We start from the raw sequence: 23688 nt of genomic DNA on the forward strand, positions 1-23688 counted from the left end.
GTATAGCTTGCATTGCCTATCTGTGCCAAAACTGTAGGTCATGCGGCCTTGAACGGGATTACGTTATCGCTGTCTCTCAGGCCGCCCAGGTAGTCGGACCATCGCTGCATCATTTTTCTACGGGCGGGCAGATGGGCGGTGCGATTGTAGGCGCGGCCATTCGGGTCTTTCACGGCGTGCGCAAGCTGGTGCTCGATCAGGTCAACCCGTTCGCCCATGACTTCATCCATGATGGTGCGCGCCATTGCCCGGAAGCCATGGGCGGTCATCACTTCTTTGCTGTAACCCATGCTGCGTAATGCTGCGGTGATGGTGTTTTCACTCATGCACCTGGCACCTGTGCGAATACTTGGAAAAACGAATTTACTCCCGCCTGTCATCAAATGAACGCCCCGCAATATCTCCACGGCCTGCACGGATAACGGCACCAGGTGATCTACCTTCATTTTCATTTTGCTGGCAGGGATACGCCACTCTGCCGCGTCCAAGTCGATCTCGATCCATTTGGCTGATCTCAGTTCACCAGGACGCACGAACAAAAGCGGGGACAGTTTCAGCGCGGCAACGGCGTAAGGGTGGCCGGTGTAGGTATGGATCGAACGCATCAGTTCACCGGCTTGCTGCGGTTCAGTGATCGCCGCATAGTGAACCTGGGGAGCAACCGACAAGGCACCTTTCAAATCTACGGTTACATCTCGCTCCGTCAGGCCACTAGCCACGGCGTGGCGCAATATTTGTCCGCATAGCCGTCTGACGCTGTGCGCGGAATCAATTGCGCCTCTCGCTTCCATCTTTTGGATGGTTGCCAATACGTCGATAGGCTTAATAGCTGATACCGGCATTTCTCCGATGGAGGGGAATACATCTTTTTTTAACCAGCTAGTTACCTTGTCTTGCGTCGTTTCCGCTCGGGTGGCGGCAGTCTTCCCCAGCCAAGCCCATGCAACTCGTTCAAAAGTATTTGTTGCCGCCGCTGTCGCTGTTTGTTTGTCGTCACGCCTGATTTGGGCCGGGTCGGTGCCAGCGGCTCTTTGTTCCCTTGCTGCGTCGCGTTTTTTGCGGGCATTCGTTAGTGAGACCGCTGGATATGGGCCGAAGGTTAGCCGGGTATTTTTACCATTGGGCTGGCGGTAAGCCATGCGCCAGGTCTTCGAGCCTGTCGGGGCAATTTCCAAATACATGCCACCACCATCAGCAAGCGTGTAGGATTTTTCTTTAGGCTTTGCGCTTTTTATTTGCAGGTCGGTGAGGAGGATGGCGAGTTTAGGCATTTTGCATCCATAGGTTTTTAGGGTTTTCCCATGGATGTAAGGATGGATGCAAAATGGTGGGTGTCAATGGGCAACCGTAGCCGCAACAGGCGTTAAAAAGCCCCTAAGTGTTTGATTTCTTAGGGGCTTTTAGGCAAACTTAGACAACGTTTGCAATAGTCTTGGTGCCGAGAGCCGGAATCGAACCGGCACGCCTTACAGCGCGGGATTTTGAGTCCCGGAACTAAGTCAATGAAATCAATTGGTTAGCACTTATTCTGCTCCGCAATCGAGTAAAAACGTGGTTCCGGTAAGCCCCGTCTGGCTTGGCTCGACGTATTTTTGCGGAGCAGAATTGCGCCTATTTTGTCGGCTTTACTAGCTTGCCGCGACGGTGCCGAACGTACTGTGCCGTCATGATTTCGGAGCTATGCCCAAGCTGGTCTTTGGCTGCCGCCATGCCTCGGATTTCTTCGGTATCGGTGCCAGCCTTGGCGCGCAAGTCACGGAACTGGAATGCTTTGATTTGCGCCGCAAGTTCTGGGTGAGCAAGTATTGCAGCGATCCGTGCGCGGTCAAATGCGCCGCGTAACATTGCTTTCGTTAGCCTTTGACCGTCCTCTTTTGCCGCTAATGGCATGCCAACAACCTTTTTTGCATTGATTCGGTCAATCACACTTGCCAATTCGCCTTCGACCGATACCCTTAATAATTTACCGCCTTTATTCTGTAAGACCGATACTGCGCCGCCCTTAATGTCAGACTGTGACATTTTACGGACATCTGCCGGGCGCTGGCCGGTGAGATAAGCCAAGTCCATTGCATCTCGTAAATGCGGCTCTGCGACCTCCCAAACGACCGAGTATATCGCGTCATCAATATAAACATTCCGTCCAGTTTCTTTATGCCCTTTTACACCGGCGCACGGGTTAGATTTACTTGTGAGTCCAGTTTCTCTGGCAAAATTCCATATATGGCTGAATAGCGCTTTTTCTCTATTGGCACGGACCTTTGCCGATATTCTGAACACTAAATATTGACGAATATGCAACGGTTCGATGCTATCCAGTGCGACCTTTGATTCATCAAAAAAAGTATATAGCCTCTTCAGTTCGCGGAGATTATCTTTCTGCGTCTCCGCTCCTTTTGTGTGCAAAACATCCCGAACGTAGCATTCAGCAACATGTCGGAACGTTATTAACTCCCCTGGTGGCTTACTGACAGTCATTTCCGCCCACTTCTTTACTGCTGCCGGATAGTCCGGTCCAAGCGGAACCTCTTTCCGTGGTGTTGCTCCGGTATCCAGATAATAATAAATCTTACCGCTGCGCTGCTTTCGGGAGCGCATACCACGCGGCAAGTTTAGATTCGTCGTCGGCTTCCTGCCCATTATTACGCGCTCCTTAACGCTTTTGGAATCCACTCTGATTTAACTACAGGGATTTCTTTGCGACCGTGGATGGCCTCTTTCGCCACAACCGGATGGCCGGTCGCATTGACGAAAAACGGCAGTCCCATCTTACGCAGCGCATCAATTTGACCTCCCTTCATCTTACGCCCGGTTAGCGTTGCAATATCGTCATCATCGAGAAATATGTTCATCACTCCCCCTTATCTGGTACAGGTGGCAAAGGCTTAGCAAGTATTTGCCAGTGGGTTACCATGTCACCATGTACGTCAATCGCCTCATAGAAGCTATCGAAGTCATGGTGCTCAACTGAGTTATGCCAGCCATTGAATAGCAGTGGTTCGCCATCCTCTGAATAACATCCCTTGCCATTCAAATATGTCGCGATAAAGACATACTGCTTTTGGTCGTGGGCGCGAGTGCATGCAACCCAAAAGTCATCCTCATTTCCTCGCCCGATGTTCGGCACTCCGTCTGACACGCTGATCCAGCCCGATACCGGAATTACGGCAACGGGTGGTGTGGGCGCTAAAGCCAAAGCATCACCCCACTTTATCAGCATATCCTCCCCAGCAAACGTCATAGCTGCCATCATGTCAGAGGTCGGCACCTTCTGCACCATCAGCCAACCATCGGGTACCGACATGGGATTTCCCGTATCGCCCACAGCATCAGCCACGTAAAACTGCATTAGCGGACTTAGCACTGCTATCGGTAATACCGAGGGCAGATATTGTGCGTACTTCGACGGTCCTAGCTCGCCACAACCCTCAAATGGCGCGCACATGCTTTGCTGCTGGCATACGCGCATTGTCTTGCGGCAGATTAGATCGCTCATTTCGCCTCCTGAGTAGCGAGAATTCCGTGATGCTTTTCGACAGCGGCAGTGAGTGCGCAGTCCCAATCATCGCCATCCCAGCCGTCACATGGACTGATAGACGCTCGAATTGTCATTATCTGCGCTTCACTCAATGGCACCGGACGAACTGGCTGTGCTGGCGCTGGCGGGGCATATTCGTACACATCAAATACCGCTTTAGCAAATTCTAAGGCTATGTGTGCCGCACGCTTCTGATCGTGGGTGGCTGTCTGGGATACCCATATGCCCTCTAGCTCTTCCAGCCACCACTGACCTCTCGCGTAATCGGACACCGGGTAGGGCGCTTGCGGCTGCGCTGGCGGGGAGGTGAATAGTTCGCGTACCTCACATCCTTGTTCTAGCGCCATATCGCGCTGATCAGCGTGCATGCTGCGCCATACCCCTGGCTGGTTCGGATAGCTGTACTGGTACATTACAGGCTCCCCTTGCGGCTGGCTGAGTGCTGCATGGCGTTGCCAGCCCTCCCATTGATGCTGCATCACTCCGTGTATGTAGTCTTTGTCGCCATACGACCTTTTCATATAGAAAGGATGCTCGTAACCAAGCGGCATCAGGTCTGCTTCCATCGCACTCTCAAATTCCTTGCGCTCCTGCTCGATATTCATCATGCCGATTCCTCTACTGCCTTTAATACCTCTTTATGCAACATGCTTACCAGCCCAAATGCAGCGACACTAGAAGACAACTTTGTCCAGTCGGTGGTGACAGTCCCGTCTTTTCTTAGGCATACAATTAGCGCCGCATCAATATCGTCTGACTCATTTAATGCGTTAGAGAATAGAGACTTCGGCGTTCCTCTTTGCTGAAATTTCAATAACTTAGCGCTCATGCCAGCTCCCCTGCGGCAAGTCTGCGCACCAGAATCTCGTAAGTCGGCACGCCATTCACGGAGACGATCACCGGATTTTTCTGCATGTTGACGTGCTCAATGACCGCGCCTATCGCCTCATTCGTGACGTCGGTCTTGTTTGCGCTCCACATCCTTCCGCCCTTTAAAAGGGTGCCAGCAAAAATACTTCCACTCAGTGGTGATGTTCCTATGCGAATATTCTTTGGCACGCTCATTCCCCCTTACGCCAAACAGTTTTAGCCGATGATTCGCCGGTGTTGGGGTCGTACGTATGCGCAGAAACGCTAATCGTCCCATCGTCGGAATTTCGTATGGCTAAGTGAAGACTTTCATACCCATGAGATTGTCTGAGTAGGTTGATATTGTGATACGACACGATCAGCGGTAGCGGCTCGGGGAGGGTGTGGACATCCAAATCTTTGCATGGACAAGGGCCCTCCTGCCCACCGCGAGTAAAACTTACTGGAATGTTGCGCCCTACAATCCAAGCAACGAGCGGATACATTACGTCAAGGCCCGAATCAAACAACTTAACAATTTTTTTATCTCCACTGCGTTGCCGTGAAATGTCGGCCGTAATATCGAATGTCATGATTTTCCTTTGGTTGATTCAATGCCGCGCTGAACACCGGCTGATCGAACGTCTTTTTCAAACTGGCTTGCGGCACGGCATGAACTGAAAATGATCTTTACGCTCTGATCACCGGCCCGCTTCATTTCGCATGCTTCGCGGAACACTGGCAGCTTCCTTGCCTCTGCAAGCTGCGCCTCAAGTTGCTCGATGTGGGCGATCATTGCCAGCACTGCGAGCGGATTGGTGGCGGCGATGTAGGCAGCGTTCTTTTCCTCGATCAGCACCAGCGGGGTTAAAGGGCCATTCTTTTCTGTCCCAAGTCCCACTGAGTTAGCCACAATCGGGTATTGCCGCCCCAATTGCGGGTGATACCAACTTGTGTTGATTAGCAACTCTTTGTGGAAGCCACCCAGGTAGTGCGGGTGCGCGTTGGCGCGAACTTCCCACGGTCCTGTGGTTGCCGCCTCTGCCAGCGCCTTGAGTGCGGCGATGTCCTGCTTCTGTTCGGTGGTCATGCTAGAAATTCCGCGCCAAACATAGATTCCAGCCACTCAGCAACTGTTTCTACCGGCTCGGCGTAATGCGCAGAAAGCACGCGGATAACTTCTTCGGCTGTCGGGCGGAATGGCGGTGGCGCAATCTTCTTGATGAAGTTGATGCCAGCAGTTTCCGATACCAGGGGCATGCGCTCCGGCTCCGGCACAATTACAACCTCAACCGGTACCGGTGTAGCCAACGCCGCCTTCTGCGCATCCAGATCAGCACGCTCCACACGCAGCGCCTCGGTGGCGGCATCGATTTTGGCTTGGGCATCCCGCTGCTCCTGCGCACGCTTTGCATCGACTTTCAACTGCGCATCGATCATTTGGTCGCGTTCCACCTCAACCAGATCCCGGCGCTTTTGCTCGGCGTCTGCCGCGGCGATCTGGTCGCGCTTAAATTGGGCTTGCTGTTCTGCTAGTTCTGCCTGTTGCTTCTTGAGTAGCACGGCGGCGGCATCTTTTTCTTGCTGAATACGCACCTCCTCAGCCTCTTTCGCGCCACGGTACATTCCCGTGATTGCGTCCATAGCATCGCCTACTGCGCGGGCGGCGTCAGGCTTAAACTTAGCAAAGCGCTCTTCGGTGAATTGGATCTGATCGAGCAATTCAATAGCGTCCCACATCGAACTGGACGATTTGCCTACCATGGTCAGCGTTACATTGCGGATCGCCTGAATATCAGCTTGAATCCCATCAATCCGTGCACGCTCGGCGGCGATCAGCGCATCCTTGCGGGCTTGTTCGGCAGCGTCGAACGTGTCACGCAAACCGAGAACGCGGGCTTCTTCTGGCTCTACAATGGCGACCAGACGCTTTTCTTCCGCAATTACAGCCTTACCGAACGCCGTAGCGTCGTCACGTGCCAACTTCCCGGCCTTGGTAATACCGGTACGCGCATTGCGCAGGGTCATGCCAACTCGGTGCGCCTGTTCGCGTCCATCGGCGTTCTCGACGGATACGATGTCCGCTGATTGTGCGACCAAGGCGATAAGGTCTTTTTCGTGTTCGGCGGTGCCAAGTGCTACGGCGGCGCGTTGTGGGAGGGTGAGTGCGGTTGTCATATCAATCCTTAAAATGGAATTCCATCATGCTCAACTTCGAGTATTGGCTCTGGCGCAAATGTCATGCGTCGGTGAACATCACGAGTCATCGATACGTCATCGCAGCAGTACTGAGCAACTTGGTCAATGCGGCCTGAGTTGACGTAATCCCATACCATTGAGCCATCAATATCACCCTTACCAGATAGCCCAAGCGCCTTCGCAAGGCTATCGAGTTTGATGCGATCCTTCGTGCCAGCCCATCGAGTCATCGTGTCGTAGACTGCGTTATCCCAAGGACGCGCGGCAAATGGAATATGTCGGGATGGAGTCACGCCCAAGATGACTGCGCGCTGAAAGATAAATCTAAGATCGAAGTCGATAACGTTATGACCGATGAATGTTGGGCGAACATTTGGATGCTTAGCGCATTCGTCATCGATGAGGCCAAACAACTGCGTCAACACGTAAGCCTCATTTTCAAGCCAGTGAGCGCCAGCACATAAGGCTATCGGGGTAGCATCATCAACAGCCACACCAATGACGCAGATATGTCCGCGAGAGCCATCAAACGATGTTCTGCGCCATGCATCCTCAACTGCGGCAGGCTTCTTTTCTGCGTTCCACAGGTCTATAGAATCTGACTTGGTTATGTTGCCTGGTGGCGCAATGGTGGCGGCGATAGCTTCCTTTACTGCAGGGTCTTGCGCCGGGCATGTTTCGATGTCGATTACGATTTTCATGTTATCTGCGCGGCTGGTTAGGCCGCTCTCCGTGTTAAATAGTTGTCAAATTAGAATGGAATATCGTCGCCCATGTCGGACCGCATCGGCGCTTGTCGCTGCACTGGCGGTGATGCCGGGCGCTGTGCTGGCACGGTCTGCGGCTCGCGCTGCTGCGATAATTCGCCCTTGCTGCCTAGCATCTGCATACTGTCGGCAATGATCTCGGTGGTGTACCGCTCAACGCCATCCTTGTCCTGGTACTTGCGCGTCTGCAAGCGGCCTTCTATGTAAATCTGCGAGCCTTTTTTCAGATACTGACCGGAGATTTCAGCCAACTTGCGATAGAACGTGACCCGATGCCACTCAACCTGCTCCTTCTTTTCACCGGTGCTCTTATCCTTCCAGCTTTCGGTCGTTGCCACCGCGATATTAGTGACCGCTTCGCCGTTCGGCATATAGCGCATTTCAGGATCCCGGCCGAGATTGCCGATGATGATCACTTTGTTGACTGAGGACATTAAATTACCCCTTGCGGTGTGAGTTGTTCTTTGCGCTGATCTTTTGCAGCGGTGAATTGATCGGTCATTTCCGGATTGCCGGAAGCGAAGTTATGCGCCTTGACGAATGCTGATTTCAGGCTTGCCAGCGAGTCAGCGGCATCGATTGACGCGATGTAGTCAGCGAACTTCATCGGCTCGGTACCGGTTTCCAGCCATGCCGAAAGTTCCTTGCCAGTAGCTTCGCCGATCTTGAAGAAGCGGCCATCAAACAAGCTGGTCCGGTCTTTACTGGCACTAGCGATGTGATTCATGTCAACATCGAGCATCACCGTGAATTCGTATTCCATGCCTTCGCGCTGCACTGGCGCCATGCCAACCTTTTTAGGCTGCTGCTTACCTTTGTCGTTGGTTTCCAGCACGTATTCCTGCTTGGCACGCATCGTTGCGATGATGTGGCACGGGCTTTTCAGCATCGCATCGACCAGGCTGTTATGCTCCGGTGTGATGGTGCGCCACGCAGCAAAACTGTTTGTGCCGCGATCAGCCATCTTTCCTTGCTTATCTAGCAATCCTCCGTCACCAGCCCATGCATGGGAGAGCGAATCAATGATGACGGTCGAGTAACCGGCTTCTTCGAACGCTTTGATCGCCTGGGTGTACTTCGATACCGAGTACGGCGCTTCGATTCCGATAATGTCGTACTCGCCAAGATGCGCATACAGGTCGCCACTGCCATGCTCGGTGTCAATCAGTCCAACCTTACCGCCCAGCCCGAACGCCAACAGCAATGCGCTGTACGTCTTGCCTGCACCGCTCGGTGCTGCGATTCCCAACCGCAATTTTGCTTTCTTGCGCTCTGCTTTTCTGATTTCCATTTGGTATCTCTGTAATGTTTCGATTGTCGTTGTCGATTAAAAAACCTTCGCTTCTTGCCTCTGCTTCCTGCTGCTCAAAAACGTGTCGTCCCATTCGGCTCATTTCGCCCTCTCCTTAAATTCTTTCTTGCAAGCCATTTCATACGCGGCCCGAGCATTGTCCGGCCAGCCTGTTGCATCGCAAATCCGCGCCACCTGCGTATCAGTTGACTCAGATACCGGTGCGGCATAGTCGCCAGCGTCGTCTGCCAGTGCATACCCTGCTGCCACTGCCGCGATGAGTAGAACTGGTGCAAATGCCCTGCGAGCGTGGAAAATGATGCTGTGAAGGGCGGTCATTTAGCGCGCTCCTTTAGCATTGCGTCGGCAATAACGCAGGACCTTGCAGCGATATACGACGGGCTGCTGTCTGGGTTAAATGTTGCCAACGCCTTGGCTGCAAAATAGTCCCGAATAGTCATGTCGGTGCTATGCAAAAGCATTTTCTCTACCAGAAATGCGCTACCACCAGTTGCGGCGCTCATAGCCCACCTCGCGCATATCCATGACGAACGCCGCCACACTCACATTTGAAAACGCCGCGAAGACTGATTTTCATAGTCGTACCGCGTGCATTCATAGTCCGATTGGTTATGGTCACATCGTTGACCCATACCCATTTATGCTTTTTCCCTAAGGTGCAGACTGGAGATTTCACGCTGGCACCTCAGACATCTCAATGCATTGCAACTCAGCGATCCGATCTTTGATTTTGGCAACGCCGATGTGATACTCATCAGCCATCGTGTCGAGATTCTTTTCTAGCGCAGCAATTTCCGATGCAACAGGGTTAAAGTCGGCAGGAATTTCGTACTCAAATTCATGCGGACCGATCAGTACGTAGCCACAGTTAGTCATGTCATCGTTACCAAATACGGCATGCGTTACCGTATCGGTATATTTGCAGCGCTTGTGGTGAATAAAACATTGGATTTTGATTTGGTAGGTCATTTCCATCTCCTTTAAAATTATTGTCGCGAACGAGTTAGTCCGAAGAATCGACGGTGTCAACAAGGCCGCATTTTTTGCAGGTATATTTCGTCAGGCAGTTACCGACATTTTCTTCCGTAGAATCGTGTTGGCATCCAAACTTGAAGACGCTTACTTTCCCGCCCAAGTAGTCACCAATCATTGCGAATCCACCATCTTTGGGCATGAAGAACATGCGCGCATCGCCGATAGTCGTTCTCGACCATGCCAAGGCGAGAGGGGTATAGTGGAAAAAGTTGGACTTTGCAAATTCCTCATGCGAAATCTCGGCCCAGCCAAGCGGCAGGGTATCGCAGCCGTAGCGATGCTTTGGATGTGGGATCGATTCTATTTCCCCGCCCCAGTACTTTTTAATAGCCTGATCGCTAGTGAGTTGCTTAGCTGTTCCGATGACTTCGAATAACATTTCCATCTCCTTTAAATTAGTTGTTGGCGATAGCTCCAACCGCTTTCTGATGCCAGCCGTTTGCGGCTTCCGATTGCCAAATCGGTTATATTTACTCGACCAACAGAGCACACTTCGCGGAACATCACCAACAAGAGAGCCGACTAACAGGGCGCGGTGCCGTATGTACGGCTTTGGCTCTGACCTATAATCTCGACCAAATGCAGCTAGTCGGCTCACTTCTTGGCTCTCGGACTCCCACCGAGACTGCGCAATTCCAATTCCGTGCGCTGGTAAACCGTGGCAGCCAGCCATTCGATTACACTGATTTACTACTCTTGCACTGCCAATGCCCCGACTAGCAGGGCTTGGGTGGGACTGTGGGGCGACGGAGAACCGATAACCGTCTAATCTATTTCAGCCGTGGCTGCGGTTTTTTGGTTAATTGGTATGTCGCAATCGCTGCATGATCGAGAAGCCGTTGACGATAACGTTGCGATAGCCTTGTCGCTGATGGCGCGCATGTTGTCGTGTGCTGCTGTGTGGGCGCTTAACACCTTTGCTGACTGACTTCACGATTCGGCGACCTATGATGTTCTGCATATCGCGGGTCATTGATCCGGCCACACCTGCCATAGCCGCCATGGATAATTTCAATTCCTTAATCATTTCGTTATTCCTTGTGGTGGTAAATCAATCCGGGTTATTGAGCTTGAAATCGTCGTATGCCGCATCGGCTTTGATGATGCGTTCAGCGTTAATGATTAGCGTTTGCGACTCAAGAATCTCTTGCTTGCTTGGGTCGCTTAGCATTGCCTTCATTAACTTGACTAGCTCCGGAAACATCTGCACCTTCAACATCTCATTGATGTTCCGCGTGCGCTCTAATGTGTCCTTTTCAGTCATGCTGCCGCCATAAGCTCAAGGAGCTTTTCGGCCTGAATTTTGTAGGCTTTCTGTCTTGCATCAGCAGCAGCATCAGCAGCAGCAGCATAAGCAGCAGCAGCATCAGCAGCATCAGCAGCAGCAGCATCAGCAGCAGCATCAGCAGCAGCATCAGCAGCATCAGCAGCAGCAGCATCAGCAGCAGCATCAGCAGCAGCAGCAGCAGCAACAGCATAAGCAGCATAAGCAGCAGCATAAGCAGCACAAGCAGCACCAGCATAAGCAGCAGCATAAGCATAAGTAGCAGTATCAGCAGCAGCATCAGCAGCAGCATAAGCAGCATAAGCAGCATCAGCATAAGCACGCGCCAAGCTATGCGCTTCACGGAATTGCTCGACCGTGCCGCCGATCTGGTAGAGCTCAGCTATGCGCTCAATCACTACCTTAGACTGATCAGTTTTCGCATGACGGATGACGCCACTATCAGGATCAACCAACAGCCATATTGCAAACTTAGACCAAACGGTCGATAGGTCGGAGCCCGGCTTGATCGCATTGAAGAATTTACCTGGCCATGCAGCGCGATCTCCCTTCGGCATTCCTTCGAACATACAATCTTCGAGTCGTGCCAGAACTTGCGGAATACCGAACAAGGGTTCGTAAGAGGCGTGATTATCTGTTTTATGGTTTGTTCTGTGCAAGTTGTTGTACGATCGAATTGAGCATCCAACACCACATCCAACCCAAACACCACTACCCTCCCTGCCATACGTGCCAGAGACGATCTGATCAGCCACTCGGTGCTTCTCAACCTCGATCAGCAGATTGTTTTTCAACTCTTGGCTGCCGTTGAATGCTTGCATCGCTATCTCCTGTGTGTTTGCTTGTTCGATGATGTTCTGCATCCGGTCGTGCATCTGCTTTTCGGTCATGTCAGCGGCTTAATAGGCAATAATTCAGGGCAAAAGGCAGCGTGCATCGCCGTAAGCCACTGCTCGGACCATTCCAGCGCGAGTTTTGAGAATTGATTTGTCTCCGGCGTATCACCCTCGTTAATTCCCATGAAAAAACGCTCGGCTGGCCTGTTGTAATTTCTGCTAATCGGCGCTCTCAGTGGAAGCGTCGGGTCTCTCGCGTCGTCAAGTGTTCCAACTAAGCAAGAGCAAATTCCAGTGTATGCAGAGCCATCAACACTGCCAGATTTAAGGGCTAAAATAAGCGAGGGAACCTCACTAGGCGCGCCGGACAAAACAGCCCATATGTCATCGCGGATTGGCGTCAGGTTGCTGCCACTCAGGTTGCTGCCACGCAGGTCGCTGTCACGCAGGTTGCTGCCACTCAGGTTAGCCTGCGCATTGATCGCCATTGCCAGCGTGATCTTCATCGTGTTTTCTTCGCACTCATGCGAGAACAAAACAGTGCCATTCCAGCGATGCTTAATTTCGATTTTCATTTTCTCTCCTTTGGCTATCACTTCATTCCCCTTGATTTTGGTATCGGTATTCCTCGCGCCGCTCCTGCTTGTCCTCGGCGTCTTCTTCATCGGAGGGTAAGTAGCGGTCGTGCGAGTCTTGTTGTGAGTTATCGGGAATTCCCCGCTCCGTGTTTGCTTGTTCGATGTAGCTATATTACTAAACGGTAATTTAAAAGTCAATACCGTTTGGTAATATATTCGAGTATAATTCTTCCATCGCACAAATAACTTGATGCGATACCGGAGACGCGGACCAAATCTCGCTGCGTCGTAAAGTCCAGATCAGATGGAGCCAGGTGGGAAAAACTTTTGCAGGAAGCGAGCTGACGTTATCAGCCGATCTACTCGTCGGGGACTCACCGGCAGGGGTAGATGGATAGGCGTACTGTGGGATAGGTCTGAGATACGCACAAGGGTGGCGAAGTTAGCGCCCTAGACCGAACGGCTGACGAATCACAAAACTGCGGAAGGAATGCGTTGTGAAAAGGTTCAGTCTTAGGATGGCTGAATTTTTCAGCTCCAGGAATACTCTTTAAAACCACTTCATAGGTCTTGACCTTGACCTTAAAGAACAGAACTACGGAGTTAATAATAAGGTAATTGAAGAAAGTTAATATTTCACATAATAAATATAATATCTACGAGGAAATAAATGGATATCCATACTTATCTAAATAGAAAGTACGGAATTACTGGCGCAAAAGGCCTGTTGGCATGTGAGGCAAAGATATTCGGAATTCCGTACCCGCTGAAACCTCATTGGATCGGACTCCACGGCGATACTGAGATAACGCCGGATATGGAAAGCCGCCTTCGTTTGGCGCTTCGCAGGCATGGCAAGGGATCGGCAATAAAGGGGTTAGAAGCCCTTGGCGCGGAATCGGATTCCAGTACACCCGGCGGCAAATTGGAAGACGAGGTGGCAGCATTGCGGGCCCAATTGCATATTGCGCGCAGTGTGGTGGAAAAGTTGTTTGTGGCGCTGGGTCGGGTTGAGGCGGTGATGCAGGCCAATACCTGACGCCATGTCGGCTGGCGGCTTAGTGCATGTAGTAATAAAAAACACACCAGTAATGCTTCAAGCCTCCAATGATCGTATCGGTTCGCATAAGCTCAGTGCGATCAATGCTACTTGAACTGCGTCGGTCTAATACCGAGATAGAAAATTCCCCGTCGCTCATGTTGGTTATTGACTGAAAATCTAGGAGGGATTTAGGAAGTGAGCATTTCCAATTGTCCTTATCGACAAAATCCAGTGCGCCGAATTTCTCTGGCCGCGGAATCCCACGCCACTTTGTGGAGATAAGGCAAGATCCAGAGAAGGGGTTCGTTTTCACTGTTAATTCTTGGGCTATTCCTTGCCTTATGCAGTCCATGGGAGGCTCTATCGAATTCTCTACGCACCCCAGCTCATCGCCGCTAAAATTTATTGATGGGGATCGCGGGTAAAGTACAACAGCAAGCACTATCACCGCTACCAGGACAACTCCGCCGAAATCTGAATCACTCATAGCGGCTCAATAAGAACATTTGCTCTCGCAATACTGGTGCACGTAATGCTGCCCCGGCTGGGCGCAGTTGCTAACGCAGGTGTAATCAATGCGGCGTGGAGGCGGCGAGTATTGTGGAGCACGGTTCTGCTGTTGCTCTGGCTCTGGATATGCCATGGCACACCCTTGATAACACTGACCATCGCCCGGCGTGCAGGATTGTAGGCACTGCTGCTTTTGCTGGCGCTGCTGGCCCTCTCTCATTCCTGACGCAAAAGCCCCAGCACCGCCAGCGGCATTCCCGAAATTAACCGCCTGAGAAGATTGTGTATAAATAAGCAAGATACAGGCAAGTGCAATTATCTTTTTCATTATTTCCCTTGTGAAATAAGTAACATTTTTATTTTAATTTTGCAACGAAACTCGATTACACTGTACGTATATACAGTACTCGGGATAGGGTAATTATGTCTTTGGCTTAACTTTTCTTATATTTCCGAAGCGGAATGCAAATTCCCCTGGCTCGCATCGAGACATAATATTCTCAAGTAGGTCCGCTATTGGGTACTCGGACAGCGGATCAAAACTAGATTGAAGCCGATAGGACACCTCAGAATTTAAAGACCGCATGTTCTTATCTGCGGCGGAATCAAGTCTTTCTTTGATCCCATCGGGAATGCGAATATATAAAGGATTGCTTCGCTTGATATTTTTTGTCATAACTACAAATTGTAGACATGACGACCGATGCCTTACAGTAACCAAGTGCAGAGATTGTTAGAAAATAACTACAAATTGTTAAACTTTTTCCCCGCAAACAATTTATAGTATTGACATGCAAGACTTTTCCAATGTCTTTTTCTCGAATGAAACAATAGCAAAGCAATGGAACAAGATGGCGACGCGTAAACAACACATAGAAATGCTTTTATTGGCAGTTGACGCTATGGATGACGAGGAGGTGGAATCATTTGTAATGGGCGCACAGCAAGTTGTAAGGCACCGTAAGGTTGCGACGAAAGAGGACAGAAAAAAGCCATCACTTAGACTTATTGTCGGCGGTGATCCCTTGATTATTGGAAATCTGGACGCTACCCGGAACCATGCCTCGGGCCATATTTAAAACTATTAATTTATTTTTTGGGCTTAGTTTAGAAAAACAATTAAGCAAATCAACGGCATCATCAAGATCACTGCCAATCCTTGACTCGGACGGCAATTCCATTTCCGCGCTATCAAGCCACCCATCCGGCAAGCCGCATTTCTTCTCTATTTTCCTGGCCTTCTTTTCACCGAAGGATTTCTCCTTCAAAAGTCCCGATACCTCGCTCTGGCTTTCCTCAGTCGCGGCAATAAACGCCGCCTGAGTCGCGTACTTTTCTGCTATCAGTTGGGCAAGTCGTACTCGCCGAATATTTGGATTAGTCATTTTATGATTGTCCTTGCCAATTACCGATTAGTAAATTACCAAACAGTGTTGACTATGCCATTACCATTTGGTAATATTAGTCATGGAAAAATTACTCAAGCACCTAAACAGCCTCTCTAAAGTTGGTCGAATCCAGTTTGCAACCGCATGTGGAACGACCGAAGGCTACCTCCGGAAGGCCGTCAGCATCGGCCAAAGACTCAACCCCGAGCTATGTATAAACATAGAGCGCGAAAGCCGTGGTGAGGTTCGTTGCGAATCACTTCTTCCCGATGTTGACTGGGGCTATTTACGCCGCACTTCAAAAAATCCCGCCACTCCACCAACTTGACGCACCGAAATAAATTTACGCATCACTGCCATCGCTTTGATGGTTTTATTTTAGTCAACTCAATGAATCAATGCGAATCAAATATGAATAACGACATTGCGTTAATTAAGCCGATTGAAATGCAGGAATTAGATGTTCGGGTAGTGGCCCTCCAAAAGGATTTCACCGCCGTCCTTTCATTTTGCCAGCAACTTTCGGGTCTTGAGGATAAGGAAATGTGTGGGGAGGGCCGTGTTTTTACTTGCACATCAACGTTGTCTCGGGTCAGAAACAAATCGAAGGCATGCAATTTTCCTCAAGATAATTTGCTCATGCTGATGGACATATGCGGCAACGAAGCGCCGCTTATTTGGCTCGCAGATCGCCGTGGATACAAGCTCGTTCCCAAAGAGACCAAATGGGAGCGTATCGCCAATGAGGAACGTACTCAGAGATTGGCGATAGAGAACGAATTGTGGGCGCTGCGTAAATCGATCAATGGCCGGAGAGCGTTTTGACCCGGACAGAAAAAAGCCCGACATCGCTAGAACGATTCGGGCCACGTAAATCACCTGAGGAATCAAGTATGGAACTGATTATAGCAAATCCCCGCAACCCGGTAACGAAAGATGCTTCCGGCCAGTTGGTCACCACTTCATTGGCGATTGCTGATGGCACATTGGATGACTAAATGAGCATCAACATCAACCCGTCATCACTGGCTAAATACCGTGAGAGTACGGCAAACGGTAAGCCGAATGTCTCGTTAGTTCCAAAGGTAGCGCCTTGTGGCCATCGGGCATTTGCGAAACATTTGATTCAGTACAGCATGTGCTTGAAATGTTGGGATAAGAGATGAAGAAGCATTTCGTAATTCGCCATGGCCAAAAAGGTAACCGCCTCTATATTTGCCAGCACATCATGGATGGCGCGGAAGGCGATGTCGTCAAGATCACACCGCCAACCCGCACGCTTGAGCAGAACAGCAAGCTCTGGCCCATGCTCGCCGACGTGTCGAAGCAAGTCAACTGGCACGGCAATAAGCTGACCGGCGATGAATGGAAAGACGTTTTCACTGCAGCTATTGAAAAGCAGAAAGTAGTTCCCGGTATCGATGGCGGTTTCGTTGTATGTGGCGCGAAGACAAGTCAATACAGTAAGCCCAAGTTTGCTGAAATGATTGAATTAATTTATGCATTTGGCGCTCAGCAAAGCGTTGTCTGGTCAGATCCAGCGGAACGGGCGGCATGAATGGCCTGGTCAATCAGCAACGCAATGGTGAAGGATTACGAGAGCTCGCGCTATTCGCTGGCGCCGGTGGCGGAATCCTCGGAGGCCATCTGCTTGGATGGCGAACCGTCTGCGCCGTCGAATACAACGCCTACGCCAGATCAGTATTACTGGCCCGACAAAACGACGGAACACTCTCGCCTTTCCCGGTTTGGGATGACGTGCGAACTTTTGACGGAAAGCCATGGCGCGGCCGTGTTGACGTGGTTTCTGGGGGCTTTCCCTGCCAGGACATCAGCGCTGCTGGAAAAGGCGCTGGACTCGAAGGAGAGCGTAGCGGCCTCTGGTCAGAATTTGCAAGGATCATTCGCGAGGTACAGCCACGAAGAGTCTTTGTGGAAAACAGCCCAATGCTCACTTCTCGGGGACTTGGAAAAGTTCTCGGAGACTTGGCCGAGATGGGGTTCGATGCGAAATGGGGAGTGCTGGGCCCTGGAGGCTTCGGGGCAGTTCATCGGCGCGAAAGGATATGGATACTTGCCGACGCCGAGTGGGACCAGCAATCACGGGAAGAATCATGTTTCAGGAAGATTGGACGAATGGGGTGGAAGCACGAATCCATGGCGACGTACGGAAATTGGGAAAGTTCATTGCGCGAGCTTCGAGGAATGGATGATGTCGTGGCCCGTTCTGTGGACCGCACTGACGCCATTAGAAACGGGCAAGTTCCATTTGTGGCAGCAACAGCATGGAGAGTTTTAGCATGATCAACTCCACTTTCAAGCGCAACGATTCGGGCGTATTGCGGACGGCGAAGCCAAAGCCAAGTAAGCCGACACTGGCACTCAAGCCGAAGACGCGCAAGTGCAAAGTCTGCCGGACGCCGTTCATCATTTTTAACTCGATGACCAATGTCAAATGGTGTTCGCCAGAGTGCGGACTTGCTTTATCGCAGCGGATTATCGCCAAGGGCGTATCGAAGCAAAAGGGTATCGAACGCAAGGATATTACCGTTCGCCGGAATGCCATCAAGCCTATGGCAAAGCGCCTGTCCGAGACGCAGACGGTGATTAATCGGTACGTCCGACTACGTGACCACTTCCTGCCGTGCGTGAGCTGTGACAAGCCAGCGTCATGGAATGGCCAGTGGCACGCATCACACTACAAATCGACCGGATCGAATTCTGCGCTTCGGTTCAACCTTTGGAACATCCATAAATCCTGCTCCGTTTGCAATAACTACCTGTCGGGGAATATCGGGGAGTACATCCCGGAACTTGCCTTTCGAGTAGGGAAAGATCGCCTGATCTGGCTGAATAACCACCCGCGCTCACGCACTTACACGCCCGAGTATCTGGACCGAATGAAGCGCATTTTCAGCAAAAAGTGCAGTCGCCTAATGAAGCTGATAGACGGCCTAGTAGTTGGGATGGTCGATGAACTGGACTACCAGCAGCCAATTAACCGAATCGAATACGCAGGGAAGAAATCATGACAAAAGAAATTCTAAGTTTGGATCTAGACAGTATTGCTATCGGCGGCGGCACACAAGCACGGGTTGAAATCAATCAATCGGCTGTGGCGGAATACGCTGAATTTATCCTGGCGGACGGGGAATTGCCCCCGGTGATCGTATTTGAGGATGGCGTACAAATTTGGCTTGCTGACGGATTCCATCGGTATCACGCTCACCGCAAGGCGCAGCAGACGCATATCCAGTGCGAAGTCCGATCAGGTACGCAGCGGGACGCGCAACTGTTTGCGGCGGGGGCTAATGCTTCCCACGGTCTGCGTCGTACCAATGACGATAAGCGCAAGTCTGTGATGATGCTACTCAGTGACGCAGAATGGTCGGCATGGAGCCAAGAAAAGATCGCAAAAGAGTGTGGCGTTTCGACTGGCTTCGTTTCAAAGCTGATAAATGATCCATCTCTTCACCGTGAAGAGATGGGCAAGTCGGCAACTCGAACCGTAGAGCGCAATGGAAAAACATACGAGCAGAATACAGCCAATATCGGCGCGAAACAAAAATCAACCGGCTTAAATCCAATCCCGTCAGTTTTTGATCCGGTTCCATTCCCTGTTACGCCCGCCGATGAAGCCCTAATAGGGGATTCTGACGAGCCGACCGCCAGCCTTGCCGACGCCTACGACGAAATGACTATCAAGCATGACCTGCTGGAAAAAGAGGTCATGCGGCTCAACGCGATATGTGAATCAGATGACAAGTTAGCGGCTTCGATGGCTGAACTCACCAAGCAGACAGCGCTAGTCGTCTACATGAAACAGCAAGCCGACTCCAAGCAAGGCGAGTACAAGGCCCGCGCTGATGCAGTCACGTACTGGAAAGGCCAAGCCGAAAAAGAGAAGAAGCGTGCCGACCGCGCTGAAAAAGAAGTGGCGAGGTTGACGAAATGACGCCCAATTACGCATCAGCTAAATTCCCCGAACCGCGCCCGTTTCAAGCAACCGCCCGCGAGAAGTTACGCGCAGGGTTCGTTGCTGGTCATCGCTGCCAGATGGTCATGTCGCCTACCGGATCGGGAAAGACGATCCTTGCCATGTTTCTGATTCATGAATCTTTGCTTCGTGGTAAGCGCGTTATCTTTGTGGCTGACCGCAAGACCCTGATTAACCAGACTTCGGAAGTTGCCGACTCGTTGGGCCTGATTTCGCATGGGGTCCTGATGTCCAATCACTGGCGATGCAACCCGAGTCTGCCATTCCAGATCGCCAGTGCACAGACACTTGCGCGCCGGAATTGGCCCGATGCCGACCTGATTATCATCGATGAGGCGCATACCCAGTTGAAGGCGTGGACAGAGCATATCCCGACCTGCCGCGCCGCCGTCATTGGCCTGAGTGCCACACCGTTCAGTAACGGGCTAGGCAAGCTGTTCAGCAACTTAATCAACGCCACCACCATGCACGAGTTGACCGAATCCGGCGTGCTGGTGCCAATGCGCGTCATGTCCTGCACCAAAGTGAACATGCACGGCGCGGCGACGGCGGGCGGCGAATGGACTGACAAGGCTGCAGAGGAACGCGGTATGGAAATCGTCGGCGATGTCGTGCATGAGTGGATCAAGCACGCCGAGAACCGTAAAACAATCGTGTTCGGCTCAACCATTGCGCACGTACAGGGCATGGTCGCTGAGTTCAATAACGCCGGAATCATGGCTGCGGCATTCACTGCCGATACCACGGAAGCCGAGCGGAAGGAAATACTGGCCGACTTCAAGGCGCCCGATTCCATCCTGCGTGTTCTGGTATCGGTTGAGGCACTTGCAAAAGGGTTCGATCAAAAGGACGTGAGCTGCGTAGCGGACTGCCGCCCCTTGCGCAAGTCTCTATCGACCGCAATCCAGATGTGGGGCCGCGGCCTCCGATCATCGCCTGAGACCGGCAAGACCGACCTCCTACTTTTGGACTTCTCCGGCAATATCGTCAGATTTTCCGAGGACTACGAAACTATCTACCACGACGGCCTAGACGCTCTCGACATGGGCGAAAAACTCGACAAGACGATCCGCAAGGACGAGGACGAAGAGGTCGACCACGCCGCTAACTGCCCTAAATGCCAGTACGTGCCATTTCGAAAGCGTTGCATATCGTGCGGGTTCGAGATTGTGCGCGTCAACATGGTCGAGCATGAAGCTGGCGTCATGACGGAATTTAAAGTGGGCAAAAAGACTGTTGGTGACAAGCTCTCGGTGTGGGAGCAAGCAGTGACTTTGTGCCGAGGTCAGGGCAATCAATCCAGCGCCAAGGGACGGGCCGCGCACCTCTACAAGTCCATCACCGGCGTATTTCCACGCAACTTGCCGGACTTCGACGTAACGCGAAACGTCCCGGTTAGCCGCGAGGTTTTAAACAAGGCCAAGAGCAACAGCATTGCTTATCGATCACAGGTGAAATCATGACCATGCAAAAAGCAGAATCGGCAGTCTCCTTCATTCCGCCGCATGACCGGGATGTCTGGATCAAGATCGGCATGGCGCTGAAGAATGAATTCGGCGAGGACGGATTCGAGCCTTGGAGCCAGTGGAGTCAAGGCGCTGAGTCATACAACGAGCGATCAGCCAAAGCCGTTTGGCGCAGCATCAGCGCAGCGGGCAAGATTGGTATCGGCACCCTGTTCAGGGAGGCAGCAGGCCACGGATGGCGGGATAGCGGCGAGCAACGTGGACCGCTGACAGCTGACGAGATCGCGGCCAAGCATCGGGCAAGCTTGGCGCGTGACCAGGCGACGATTGCCGAGGACGCCCGCAAGCATCGCGGCTATCAAAAAGCTGCCATCGAATCACAAAAGGTCATTGATTCCTGCCGACTGGAAACGCATTACTACCTCAATTCCAAAGGGCTGCCTGACGCAATCGGACTGGTTTTGGGTCACGATCTTATTGTGCCAATGCGCAACCCGGTAACGAATCAGCTAATGGGCATCCAAACAATCTCGTGGATACCAGAGGATCGCCGGTGGGAAAAGAAGATGGCATTCGGTATGCGCTCCAAGGGCTCGGTGCTTCGGCTTGGCCCGCCAAAGGCCGCAGAAACGTTTTTATGTGAAGGGTACGCCACAGGCTTGACCCTTGAAATGGCCCTTCGCAGGCTCCGATTAAGTGCCTCTGTGCTGATCTGTTTCAGTGATTCGAATCTTGCCCACGTCGCAACCGGCATCGAGGGCAGGGCATTTGTCAGCGCCGATAACGACATCAAAGGAGTGGGGGAGCGTGCCGCCAAGCAGACGGAGTTTCCCTATTTTATGTCACCGGTGGTCGGCAATGATGCTAACGACGATCACGCGAAATTCGGCCTGATGGCGGTATGCAAGCAAATTATGGACGTGCGCCGATGAATTTGTGTTCGTTCTGCGAGGCGAACGCAGGGCGGATCAACGCAAACCGCGAATGCTGCCAGCTCCGGGATTTAGCGCAGTCACCACGGCATACGCAGGCGGCATACGGAGCATCACTAACCGAATCAGCACGGGTCGCACTCAGGCCAAAACTGGTAGAAGAAATTAAACGTTTGAAACTTTTGAAGTTAAACCAAGGGGATGAAAAATGAGTGAATTTAAAGAAAATATTGATGTAGTCGTGGCTTACACCAAGCAGTTTATCGATGCCGCCGCGCCAATCGCAAAGCAAGGTTACGAAATCGGGTTGATGACCATCCGTATCGATGCGTTACGAGTGCTTATTCCATCTCTCGTGGTATTAGTTTTTGTATTGCTAGCTTTCCGAAAGATCAGAATTGATTATTCTGCCGCGAAAATCCTTGCCAATTTGCCCGACCAGAGAAGCCACATGCGCCACCCGTCTGATCACATGGCAGGTGATGGGATTCCTTATTTGATTGTTGGATTCGTCTCGATCGTGATTGCATTCCCCGCGGTAACAGCGATTCTGAACATTTGGATATGGGCAAAGCTATTCGCCCCGCAGCTTTGGCTAGCGCATCAAGCAATCGAAAAGTTGATCAAATAATGCCAACCAACAAACCAGACTTCTGCCCCGAAGATGTCGCTACCCACATACGCAACAATCCCGGAATCCGTTACATCGGCCACGACATCGCCAAGTCATTCCGCGTGAAATCATCCGATATGCGCATGATGCTTTCCGAGCTGGCCGAAGCGGGCAAGATTAGCGTATCCGGCCACGGCAAAAGCAGAGTGTATTTCGTGCGTAGCCCCGCCGAGATACGCGCATCCCAAGGCTTAAATGAGCGCCCATTGCTGACGGTCAAGCCGTATAACCCGAGCGGCGTAGCGTACCAAATAATGCTGGGCCGGGTTGCCGAGGCGCGCGCCATTCCATCGCTTCACTTTGAGAGAAAATAATGACGATATTCGATTTCATGCACGCGCACATGGTTGTGGGCCCAATCCTTTTTTTATTCATCTCGCTGCTTATATCCCTCGCAGTACGTAGGGCAATGCGTAATTTCGTCGTGATGATATGCGGCTGGCCGCCAGAGCATTTAGACGCTGATGGTCGGCACGGGGAGGATTACTGATGGCCGGTAACCGTAAGCCCCGCAAGGGGTATTGCCCAAAGCGCCAGCAGATGCCGATCACGATCCGGCACTCGGGCAGCGACGAAAAAGCGCTGATGTTCGATGCCCACACCGAGCTATTAAAGATGCGTGAAGGGGTGGCGACACCGGAATCGTGGCACGTCCTGACCTGTCGGCTCAATATCGGCAACACGCTGGCACACTGGAATTTCAACGATACCGCCCGCGATGTGATGGATACCGGACTAGAGGCACTAAGGCAGGTCTACGCCCGCATGGAACGCACGGACAAGTGGGGATGTAGCGCCGATGAACTCGCATCGATCAGCGCTGCACTGGTGCTAACGGATGATATTCAGATGGCCAGTACGCGACGGGAATTGCGCAACGCCATCGACCATGTTTATAAGGTGGCAGGCATTGAAAATAGCGCCGCGTGAAGTAGACCTGCTGCACTTGCACCTGCTCCGGCAGGGCAAGGAGCGCAGCAAGGTCGTTGAATCGAAAGACGTAAAAATGTTTTCATTGTATGATATGATCGGCGCACATAAAGAGAAAAATGATAGATATGAAAGATAATAGCGGCGCTGTAAAAATAATGTTGGTCTTATTTGTACCCAAGGAAATGCCGACGGAATGGGCGCACGCTGAGATGCAAAAAAATGGTTTTTCGATAACCCGACCGATTATTGCTGCGTGTGGCATCGGCGAGGACAATGCCCCGAGTAACGATATGTGGCTGATGCAGGAAATTGAATCTGGCCGTAATTAATCAGTGATTAGCAAAGGGT

The 23688-nt window shown here is 51.6% G+C and carries 36 protein-coding genes; 13 read left to right on the forward strand and 23 right to left on the reverse strand.

Going from position 1 to position 23688, the window contains the following annotated elements; translation table 11 throughout:
* Positions 1 to 38: 38 nt before the first annotated feature.
* The 21 genes from HAV38_RS12485 to HAV38_RS12585 form a co-directional block, all read right to left on the reverse strand.
* Positions 39 to 1271 (reverse strand): tyrosine-type recombinase/integrase, encoded by a 1233-nt coding sequence (locus HAV38_RS12485; RefSeq protein WP_168055720.1) that lies wholly within the window; start codon positions 1269 to 1271, stop codon positions 39 to 41.
* Positions 1272 to 1611: 340 nt separating this feature from the next.
* Positions 1612 to 2598: a tyrosine-type recombinase/integrase gene (locus tag HAV38_RS12490; RefSeq protein ID WP_245182346.1), complete on the reverse strand. Its 987-nt coding sequence runs from the start codon at positions 2596 to 2598 to the stop codon at positions 1612 to 1614.
* A gap of 44 nt (positions 2599 to 2642) precedes the next feature.
* The gene (locus tag HAV38_RS12495; protein ID WP_168055722.1) at positions 2643 to 2852 is read right to left on the reverse strand and encodes a DUF4224 domain-containing protein; all 210 of its coding nucleotides are present in this window, start codon (positions 2850 to 2852) and stop codon (positions 2643 to 2645) included.
* A complete protein-coding gene (locus HAV38_RS12500; protein ID WP_168055723.1) occupies positions 2852 to 3496 on the reverse strand; it encodes a DUF551 domain-containing protein in 645 nt (214 codons plus the stop codon). The genes HAV38_RS12495 and HAV38_RS12500 overlap by 1 nt, the downstream gene beginning before the upstream one ends.
* The gene (locus tag HAV38_RS12505; protein ID WP_168055724.1) at positions 3493 to 4146 is read right to left on the reverse strand and encodes a hypothetical protein; all 654 of its coding nucleotides are present in this window, start codon (positions 4144 to 4146) and stop codon (positions 3493 to 3495) included. Before HAV38_RS12505 ends, HAV38_RS12500 begins: the two co-directional genes overlap by 4 nt.
* Entirely contained in the window at positions 4143 to 4367 is a 225-nt protein-coding gene (locus HAV38_RS12510; RefSeq protein WP_168055725.1) for a hypothetical protein, read from the reverse strand. Before HAV38_RS12510 ends, HAV38_RS12505 begins: the two co-directional genes overlap by 4 nt.
* Complete coding sequence (locus HAV38_RS12515) at positions 4364 to 4603, reverse strand: DUF7446 family protein (RefSeq protein ID WP_168055726.1); 240 nt, start codon at positions 4601 to 4603, stop codon at positions 4364 to 4366. The genes HAV38_RS12510 and HAV38_RS12515 overlap by 4 nt, the downstream gene beginning before the upstream one ends.
* Positions 4600 to 4980: a hypothetical protein gene (locus tag HAV38_RS12520; RefSeq protein ID WP_168055727.1), complete on the reverse strand. Its 381-nt coding sequence runs from the start codon at positions 4978 to 4980 to the stop codon at positions 4600 to 4602. The genes HAV38_RS12515 and HAV38_RS12520 overlap by 4 nt, the downstream gene beginning before the upstream one ends.
* Positions 4977 to 5477, reverse strand: coding sequence for a hypothetical protein (locus HAV38_RS12525; protein ID WP_168055728.1), 501 nt, complete (start codon positions 5475 to 5477; stop codon positions 4977 to 4979). Before HAV38_RS12525 ends, HAV38_RS12520 begins: the two co-directional genes overlap by 4 nt.
* Entirely contained in the window at positions 5474 to 6565 is a 1092-nt protein-coding gene (locus HAV38_RS12530; protein ID WP_168055729.1) for a flotillin family protein, read from the reverse strand. The genes HAV38_RS12525 and HAV38_RS12530 overlap by 4 nt, the downstream gene beginning before the upstream one ends.
* 8 nt (positions 6566 to 6573) lie before the next feature.
* Complete coding sequence (locus HAV38_RS12535; RefSeq protein ID WP_168055730.1) at positions 6574 to 7287, reverse strand: ribonuclease H-like domain-containing protein; 714 nt, start codon at positions 7285 to 7287, stop codon at positions 6574 to 6576.
* A gap of 50 nt (positions 7288 to 7337) precedes the next feature.
* A complete protein-coding gene (ssb, locus tag HAV38_RS12540; protein ID WP_168055731.1) occupies positions 7338 to 7787 on the reverse strand; it encodes a single-stranded DNA-binding protein in 450 nt (149 codons plus the stop codon).
* A complete protein-coding gene (locus HAV38_RS12545) occupies positions 7787 to 8644 on the reverse strand; it encodes an ATP-binding protein (RefSeq protein ID WP_168055732.1) in 858 nt (285 codons plus the stop codon). Before HAV38_RS12545 ends, ssb begins: the two co-directional genes overlap by 1 nt.
* A gap of 99 nt (positions 8645 to 8743) precedes the next feature.
* Complete coding sequence (locus HAV38_RS12550) at positions 8744 to 8983, reverse strand: hypothetical protein (RefSeq protein WP_168055733.1); 240 nt, start codon at positions 8981 to 8983, stop codon at positions 8744 to 8746.
* A complete protein-coding gene (locus tag HAV38_RS12555; RefSeq protein ID WP_168055578.1) occupies positions 8980 to 9168 on the reverse strand; it encodes a hypothetical protein in 189 nt (62 codons plus the stop codon). Before HAV38_RS12555 ends, HAV38_RS12550 begins: the two co-directional genes overlap by 4 nt.
* A 169-nt stretch (positions 9169 to 9337) precedes the next feature.
* On the reverse strand, positions 9338 to 9634 hold the full coding sequence (locus HAV38_RS12560) for a hypothetical protein (RefSeq protein WP_168055734.1): 297 nt from the start codon (positions 9632 to 9634) through the stop codon (positions 9338 to 9340).
* 34 nt (positions 9635 to 9668) lie between these two features.
* Positions 9669 to 10079, reverse strand: coding sequence for a hypothetical protein (locus HAV38_RS12565; protein ID WP_168055735.1), 411 nt, complete (start codon positions 10077 to 10079; stop codon positions 9669 to 9671).
* A 420-nt stretch (positions 10080 to 10499) separates the two neighbouring features.
* Positions 10500 to 10727, reverse strand: coding sequence for a hypothetical protein (locus tag HAV38_RS12570; RefSeq protein ID WP_168055736.1), 228 nt, complete (start codon positions 10725 to 10727; stop codon positions 10500 to 10502).
* Positions 10728 to 10751: 24 nt separating this feature from the next.
* Positions 10752 to 10964 (reverse strand): hypothetical protein, encoded by a 213-nt coding sequence (locus tag HAV38_RS12575; RefSeq protein WP_168055737.1) that lies wholly within the window; start codon positions 10962 to 10964, stop codon positions 10752 to 10754.
* Complete coding sequence (locus tag HAV38_RS12580; protein ID WP_168055738.1) at positions 10961 to 11875, reverse strand: hypothetical protein; 915 nt, start codon at positions 11873 to 11875, stop codon at positions 10961 to 10963. The genes HAV38_RS12575 and HAV38_RS12580 overlap by 4 nt, the downstream gene beginning before the upstream one ends.
* Positions 11872 to 12396 (reverse strand): pentapeptide repeat-containing protein, encoded by a 525-nt coding sequence (locus HAV38_RS12585; RefSeq protein ID WP_168055739.1) that lies wholly within the window; start codon positions 12394 to 12396, stop codon positions 11872 to 11874. The genes HAV38_RS12580 and HAV38_RS12585 overlap by 4 nt, the downstream gene beginning before the upstream one ends.
* A gap of 673 nt (positions 12397 to 13069) precedes the next feature.
* Here HAV38_RS12585 and HAV38_RS12590 point away from each other — a divergent pair.
* On the forward strand, positions 13070 to 13438 hold the full coding sequence (locus tag HAV38_RS12590) for a hypothetical protein (protein WP_168055740.1): 369 nt from the start codon (positions 13070 to 13072) through the stop codon (positions 13436 to 13438).
* Between the two features lie 934 nt (positions 13439 to 14372).
* Here HAV38_RS12590 and HAV38_RS22290 read toward each other — a convergent pair.
* Together HAV38_RS22290 and HAV38_RS12600 are read right to left on the reverse strand one after the other, a co-directional pair.
* On the reverse strand, positions 14373 to 14627 hold the full coding sequence (locus tag HAV38_RS22290) for an Arc family DNA-binding protein (protein WP_168055741.1): 255 nt from the start codon (positions 14625 to 14627) through the stop codon (positions 14373 to 14375).
* A gap of 319 nt (positions 14628 to 14946) precedes the next feature.
* Positions 14947 to 15336 (reverse strand): hypothetical protein, encoded by a 390-nt coding sequence (locus HAV38_RS12600; protein WP_168055579.1) that lies wholly within the window; start codon positions 15334 to 15336, stop codon positions 14947 to 14949.
* An 82-nt stretch (positions 15337 to 15418) separates the two neighbouring features.
* On the opposite strand from HAV38_RS12600, the gene HAV38_RS12605 reads away from it, so the two are divergent.
* From HAV38_RS12605 to HAV38_RS12660, 12 genes are all read left to right on the forward strand, one after another.
* Entirely contained in the window at positions 15419 to 15667 is a 249-nt protein-coding gene (locus HAV38_RS12605; RefSeq protein WP_168055742.1) for a transcriptional regulator, read from the forward strand.
* Between the two features lie 83 nt (positions 15668 to 15750).
* Positions 15751 to 16164: a hypothetical protein gene (locus tag HAV38_RS12610; protein ID WP_168055743.1), complete on the forward strand. Its 414-nt coding sequence runs from the start codon at positions 15751 to 15753 to the stop codon at positions 16162 to 16164.
* Positions 16165 to 16501: 337 nt separating this feature from the next.
* Positions 16502 to 16897, forward strand: a complete 396-nt coding sequence (locus HAV38_RS12615; protein ID WP_168055744.1) for a recombination protein NinB — start codon at positions 16502 to 16504, stop codon at positions 16895 to 16897.
* Positions 16894 to 17643 carry a DNA cytosine methyltransferase gene (locus tag HAV38_RS12620; RefSeq protein WP_168055745.1) on the forward strand — a complete coding sequence of 250 codons (750 nt, stop codon included), beginning with the start codon at positions 16894 to 16896 and terminating at the stop codon, positions 17641 to 17643. Before HAV38_RS12615 ends, HAV38_RS12620 begins: the two co-directional genes overlap by 4 nt.
* Complete coding sequence (locus HAV38_RS12625; protein WP_168055746.1) at positions 17640 to 18371, forward strand: recombination protein NinG; 732 nt, start codon at positions 17640 to 17642, stop codon at positions 18369 to 18371. The genes HAV38_RS12620 and HAV38_RS12625 overlap by 4 nt, the downstream gene beginning before the upstream one ends.
* Positions 18368 to 19294, forward strand: coding sequence for a ParB/RepB/Spo0J family partition protein (locus HAV38_RS12630; RefSeq protein WP_168055747.1), 927 nt, complete (start codon positions 18368 to 18370; stop codon positions 19292 to 19294). The genes HAV38_RS12625 and HAV38_RS12630 overlap by 4 nt, the downstream gene beginning before the upstream one ends.
* The gene (locus HAV38_RS12635) at positions 19291 to 20799 is read left to right on the forward strand and encodes a DEAD/DEAH box helicase (RefSeq protein WP_168055748.1); all 1509 of its coding nucleotides are present in this window, start codon (positions 19291 to 19293) and stop codon (positions 20797 to 20799) included. The genes HAV38_RS12630 and HAV38_RS12635 overlap by 4 nt, the downstream gene beginning before the upstream one ends.
* Complete coding sequence (locus tag HAV38_RS12640; protein ID WP_168055749.1) at positions 20796 to 21734, forward strand: PriCT-2 domain-containing protein; 939 nt, start codon at positions 20796 to 20798, stop codon at positions 21732 to 21734. The genes HAV38_RS12635 and HAV38_RS12640 overlap by 4 nt, the downstream gene beginning before the upstream one ends.
* Positions 21735 to 21942: 208 nt before the next feature.
* The gene (locus HAV38_RS12645; protein WP_168055750.1) at positions 21943 to 22365 is read left to right on the forward strand and encodes a hypothetical protein; all 423 of its coding nucleotides are present in this window, start codon (positions 21943 to 21945) and stop codon (positions 22363 to 22365) included.
* Positions 22365 to 22721, forward strand: coding sequence for a hypothetical protein (locus HAV38_RS12650; RefSeq protein ID WP_168055751.1), 357 nt, complete (start codon positions 22365 to 22367; stop codon positions 22719 to 22721). Before HAV38_RS12645 ends, HAV38_RS12650 begins: the two co-directional genes overlap by 1 nt.
* A 175-nt stretch (positions 22722 to 22896) precedes the next feature.
* On the forward strand, positions 22897 to 23337 hold the full coding sequence (locus HAV38_RS12655) for a hypothetical protein (protein WP_168055752.1): 441 nt from the start codon (positions 22897 to 22899) through the stop codon (positions 23335 to 23337).
* 119 nt (positions 23338 to 23456) lie between these two features.
* Entirely contained in the window at positions 23457 to 23669 is a 213-nt protein-coding gene (locus HAV38_RS12660) for a hypothetical protein (protein WP_168055753.1), read from the forward strand.
* Positions 23670 to 23688: the final 19 nt, after the last annotated feature.

Source organism: Glaciimonas immobilis (assembly GCF_011947285.1).
GTDB lineage: Bacteria > Pseudomonadota > Gammaproteobacteria > Burkholderiales > Burkholderiaceae_D > Glaciimonas > Glaciimonas immobilis.

Excerpts from the sequence above, each read along its gene's own strand:
- HAV38_RS12485 (WP_168055720.1), bottom strand. The coding sequence starts at position 1,271 with ATGCCTAAACTCGCCATCCTCCTCACCGACCTGCAAATAAAAAGCGCA.
- HAV38_RS12490 (WP_245182346.1), bottom strand. The coding sequence starts at position 2,598 with ATGCGCTCCCGAAAGCAGCGCAGCGGTAAGATTTATTATTATCTGGAT.
- HAV38_RS12495 (WP_168055722.1), bottom strand. The coding sequence starts at position 2,852 with ATGAACATATTTCTCGATGATGACGATATTGCAACGCTAACCGGGCGT.
- HAV38_RS12500 (WP_168055723.1), bottom strand. The coding sequence starts at position 3,496 with ATGAGCGATCTAATCTGCCGCAAGACAATGCGCGTATGCCAGCAGCAA.
- HAV38_RS12505 (WP_168055724.1), bottom strand. The coding sequence starts at position 4,146 with ATGATGAATATCGAGCAGGAGCGCAAGGAATTTGAGAGTGCGATGGAA.
- HAV38_RS12510 (WP_168055725.1), bottom strand. The coding sequence starts at position 4,367 with ATGAGCGCTAAGTTATTGAAATTTCAGCAAAGAGGAACGCCGAAGTCT.
- HAV38_RS12515 (WP_168055726.1), bottom strand. The coding sequence starts at position 4,603 with ATGAGCGTGCCAAAGAATATTCGCATAGGAACATCACCACTGAGTGGA.
- HAV38_RS12520 (WP_168055727.1), bottom strand. The coding sequence starts at position 4,980 with ATGACATTCGATATTACGGCCGACATTTCACGGCAACGCAGTGGAGAT.
- HAV38_RS12525 (WP_168055728.1), bottom strand. The coding sequence starts at position 5,477 with ATGACCACCGAACAGAAGCAGGACATCGCCGCACTCAAGGCGCTGGCA.
- HAV38_RS12530 (WP_168055729.1), bottom strand. The coding sequence starts at position 6,565 with ATGACAACCGCACTCACCCTCCCACAACGCGCCGCCGTAGCACTTGGC.
- HAV38_RS12535 (WP_168055730.1), bottom strand. The coding sequence starts at position 7,287 with ATGAAAATCGTAATCGACATCGAAACATGCCCGGCGCAAGACCCTGCA.
- ssb (WP_168055731.1), bottom strand. The coding sequence starts at position 7,787 with ATGTCCTCAGTCAACAAAGTGATCATCATCGGCAATCTCGGCCGGGAT.
- HAV38_RS12545 (WP_168055732.1), bottom strand. The coding sequence starts at position 8,644 with ATGGAAATCAGAAAAGCAGAGCGCAAGAAAGCAAAATTGCGGTTGGGA.
- HAV38_RS12550 (WP_168055733.1), bottom strand. The coding sequence starts at position 8,983 with ATGACCGCCCTTCACAGCATCATTTTCCACGCTCGCAGGGCATTTGCA.
- HAV38_RS12555 (WP_168055578.1), bottom strand. The coding sequence starts at position 9,168 with ATGAGCGCCGCAACTGGTGGTAGCGCATTTCTGGTAGAGAAAATGCTT.
- HAV38_RS12560 (WP_168055734.1), bottom strand. The coding sequence starts at position 9,634 with ATGACCTACCAAATCAAAATCCAATGTTTTATTCACCACAAGCGCTGC.
- HAV38_RS12565 (WP_168055735.1), bottom strand. The coding sequence starts at position 10,079 with ATGTTATTCGAAGTCATCGGAACAGCTAAGCAACTCACTAGCGATCAG.
- HAV38_RS12570 (WP_168055736.1), bottom strand. The coding sequence starts at position 10,727 with ATGATTAAGGAATTGAAATTATCCATGGCGGCTATGGCAGGTGTGGCC.
- HAV38_RS12575 (WP_168055737.1), bottom strand. The coding sequence starts at position 10,964 with ATGACTGAAAAGGACACATTAGAGCGCACGCGGAACATCAATGAGATG.
- HAV38_RS12580 (WP_168055738.1), bottom strand. The coding sequence starts at position 11,875 with ATGACCGAAAAGCAGATGCACGACCGGATGCAGAACATCATCGAACAA.
- HAV38_RS12585 (WP_168055739.1), bottom strand. The coding sequence starts at position 12,396 with ATGAAAATCGAAATTAAGCATCGCTGGAATGGCACTGTTTTGTTCTCG.
- HAV38_RS12590 (WP_168055740.1), top strand. The coding sequence starts at position 13,070 with ATGGATATCCATACTTATCTAAATAGAAAGTACGGAATTACTGGCGCA.
- HAV38_RS22290 (WP_168055741.1), bottom strand. The coding sequence starts at position 14,627 with ATGACAAAAAATATCAAGCGAAGCAATCCTTTATATATTCGCATTCCC.
- HAV38_RS12600 (WP_168055579.1), bottom strand. The coding sequence starts at position 15,336 with ATGACTAATCCAAATATTCGGCGAGTACGACTTGCCCAACTGATAGCA.
- HAV38_RS12605 (WP_168055742.1), top strand. The coding sequence starts at position 15,419 with ATGGAAAAATTACTCAAGCACCTAAACAGCCTCTCTAAAGTTGGTCGA.
- HAV38_RS12610 (WP_168055743.1), top strand. The coding sequence starts at position 15,751 with ATGAATAACGACATTGCGTTAATTAAGCCGATTGAAATGCAGGAATTA.
- HAV38_RS12615 (WP_168055744.1), top strand. The coding sequence starts at position 16,502 with ATGAAGAAGCATTTCGTAATTCGCCATGGCCAAAAAGGTAACCGCCTC.
- HAV38_RS12620 (WP_168055745.1), top strand. The coding sequence starts at position 16,894 with ATGAATGGCCTGGTCAATCAGCAACGCAATGGTGAAGGATTACGAGAG.
- HAV38_RS12625 (WP_168055746.1), top strand. The coding sequence starts at position 17,640 with ATGATCAACTCCACTTTCAAGCGCAACGATTCGGGCGTATTGCGGACG.
- HAV38_RS12630 (WP_168055747.1), top strand. The coding sequence starts at position 18,368 with ATGACAAAAGAAATTCTAAGTTTGGATCTAGACAGTATTGCTATCGGC.
- HAV38_RS12635 (WP_168055748.1), top strand. The coding sequence starts at position 19,291 with ATGACGCCCAATTACGCATCAGCTAAATTCCCCGAACCGCGCCCGTTT.
- HAV38_RS12640 (WP_168055749.1), top strand. The coding sequence starts at position 20,796 with ATGACCATGCAAAAAGCAGAATCGGCAGTCTCCTTCATTCCGCCGCAT.
- HAV38_RS12645 (WP_168055750.1), top strand. The coding sequence starts at position 21,943 with ATGAGTGAATTTAAAGAAAATATTGATGTAGTCGTGGCTTACACCAAG.
- HAV38_RS12650 (WP_168055751.1), top strand. The coding sequence starts at position 22,365 with ATGCCAACCAACAAACCAGACTTCTGCCCCGAAGATGTCGCTACCCAC.
- HAV38_RS12655 (WP_168055752.1), top strand. The coding sequence starts at position 22,897 with ATGGCCGGTAACCGTAAGCCCCGCAAGGGGTATTGCCCAAAGCGCCAG.
- HAV38_RS12660 (WP_168055753.1), top strand. The coding sequence starts at position 23,457 with ATGATAGATATGAAAGATAATAGCGGCGCTGTAAAAATAATGTTGGTC.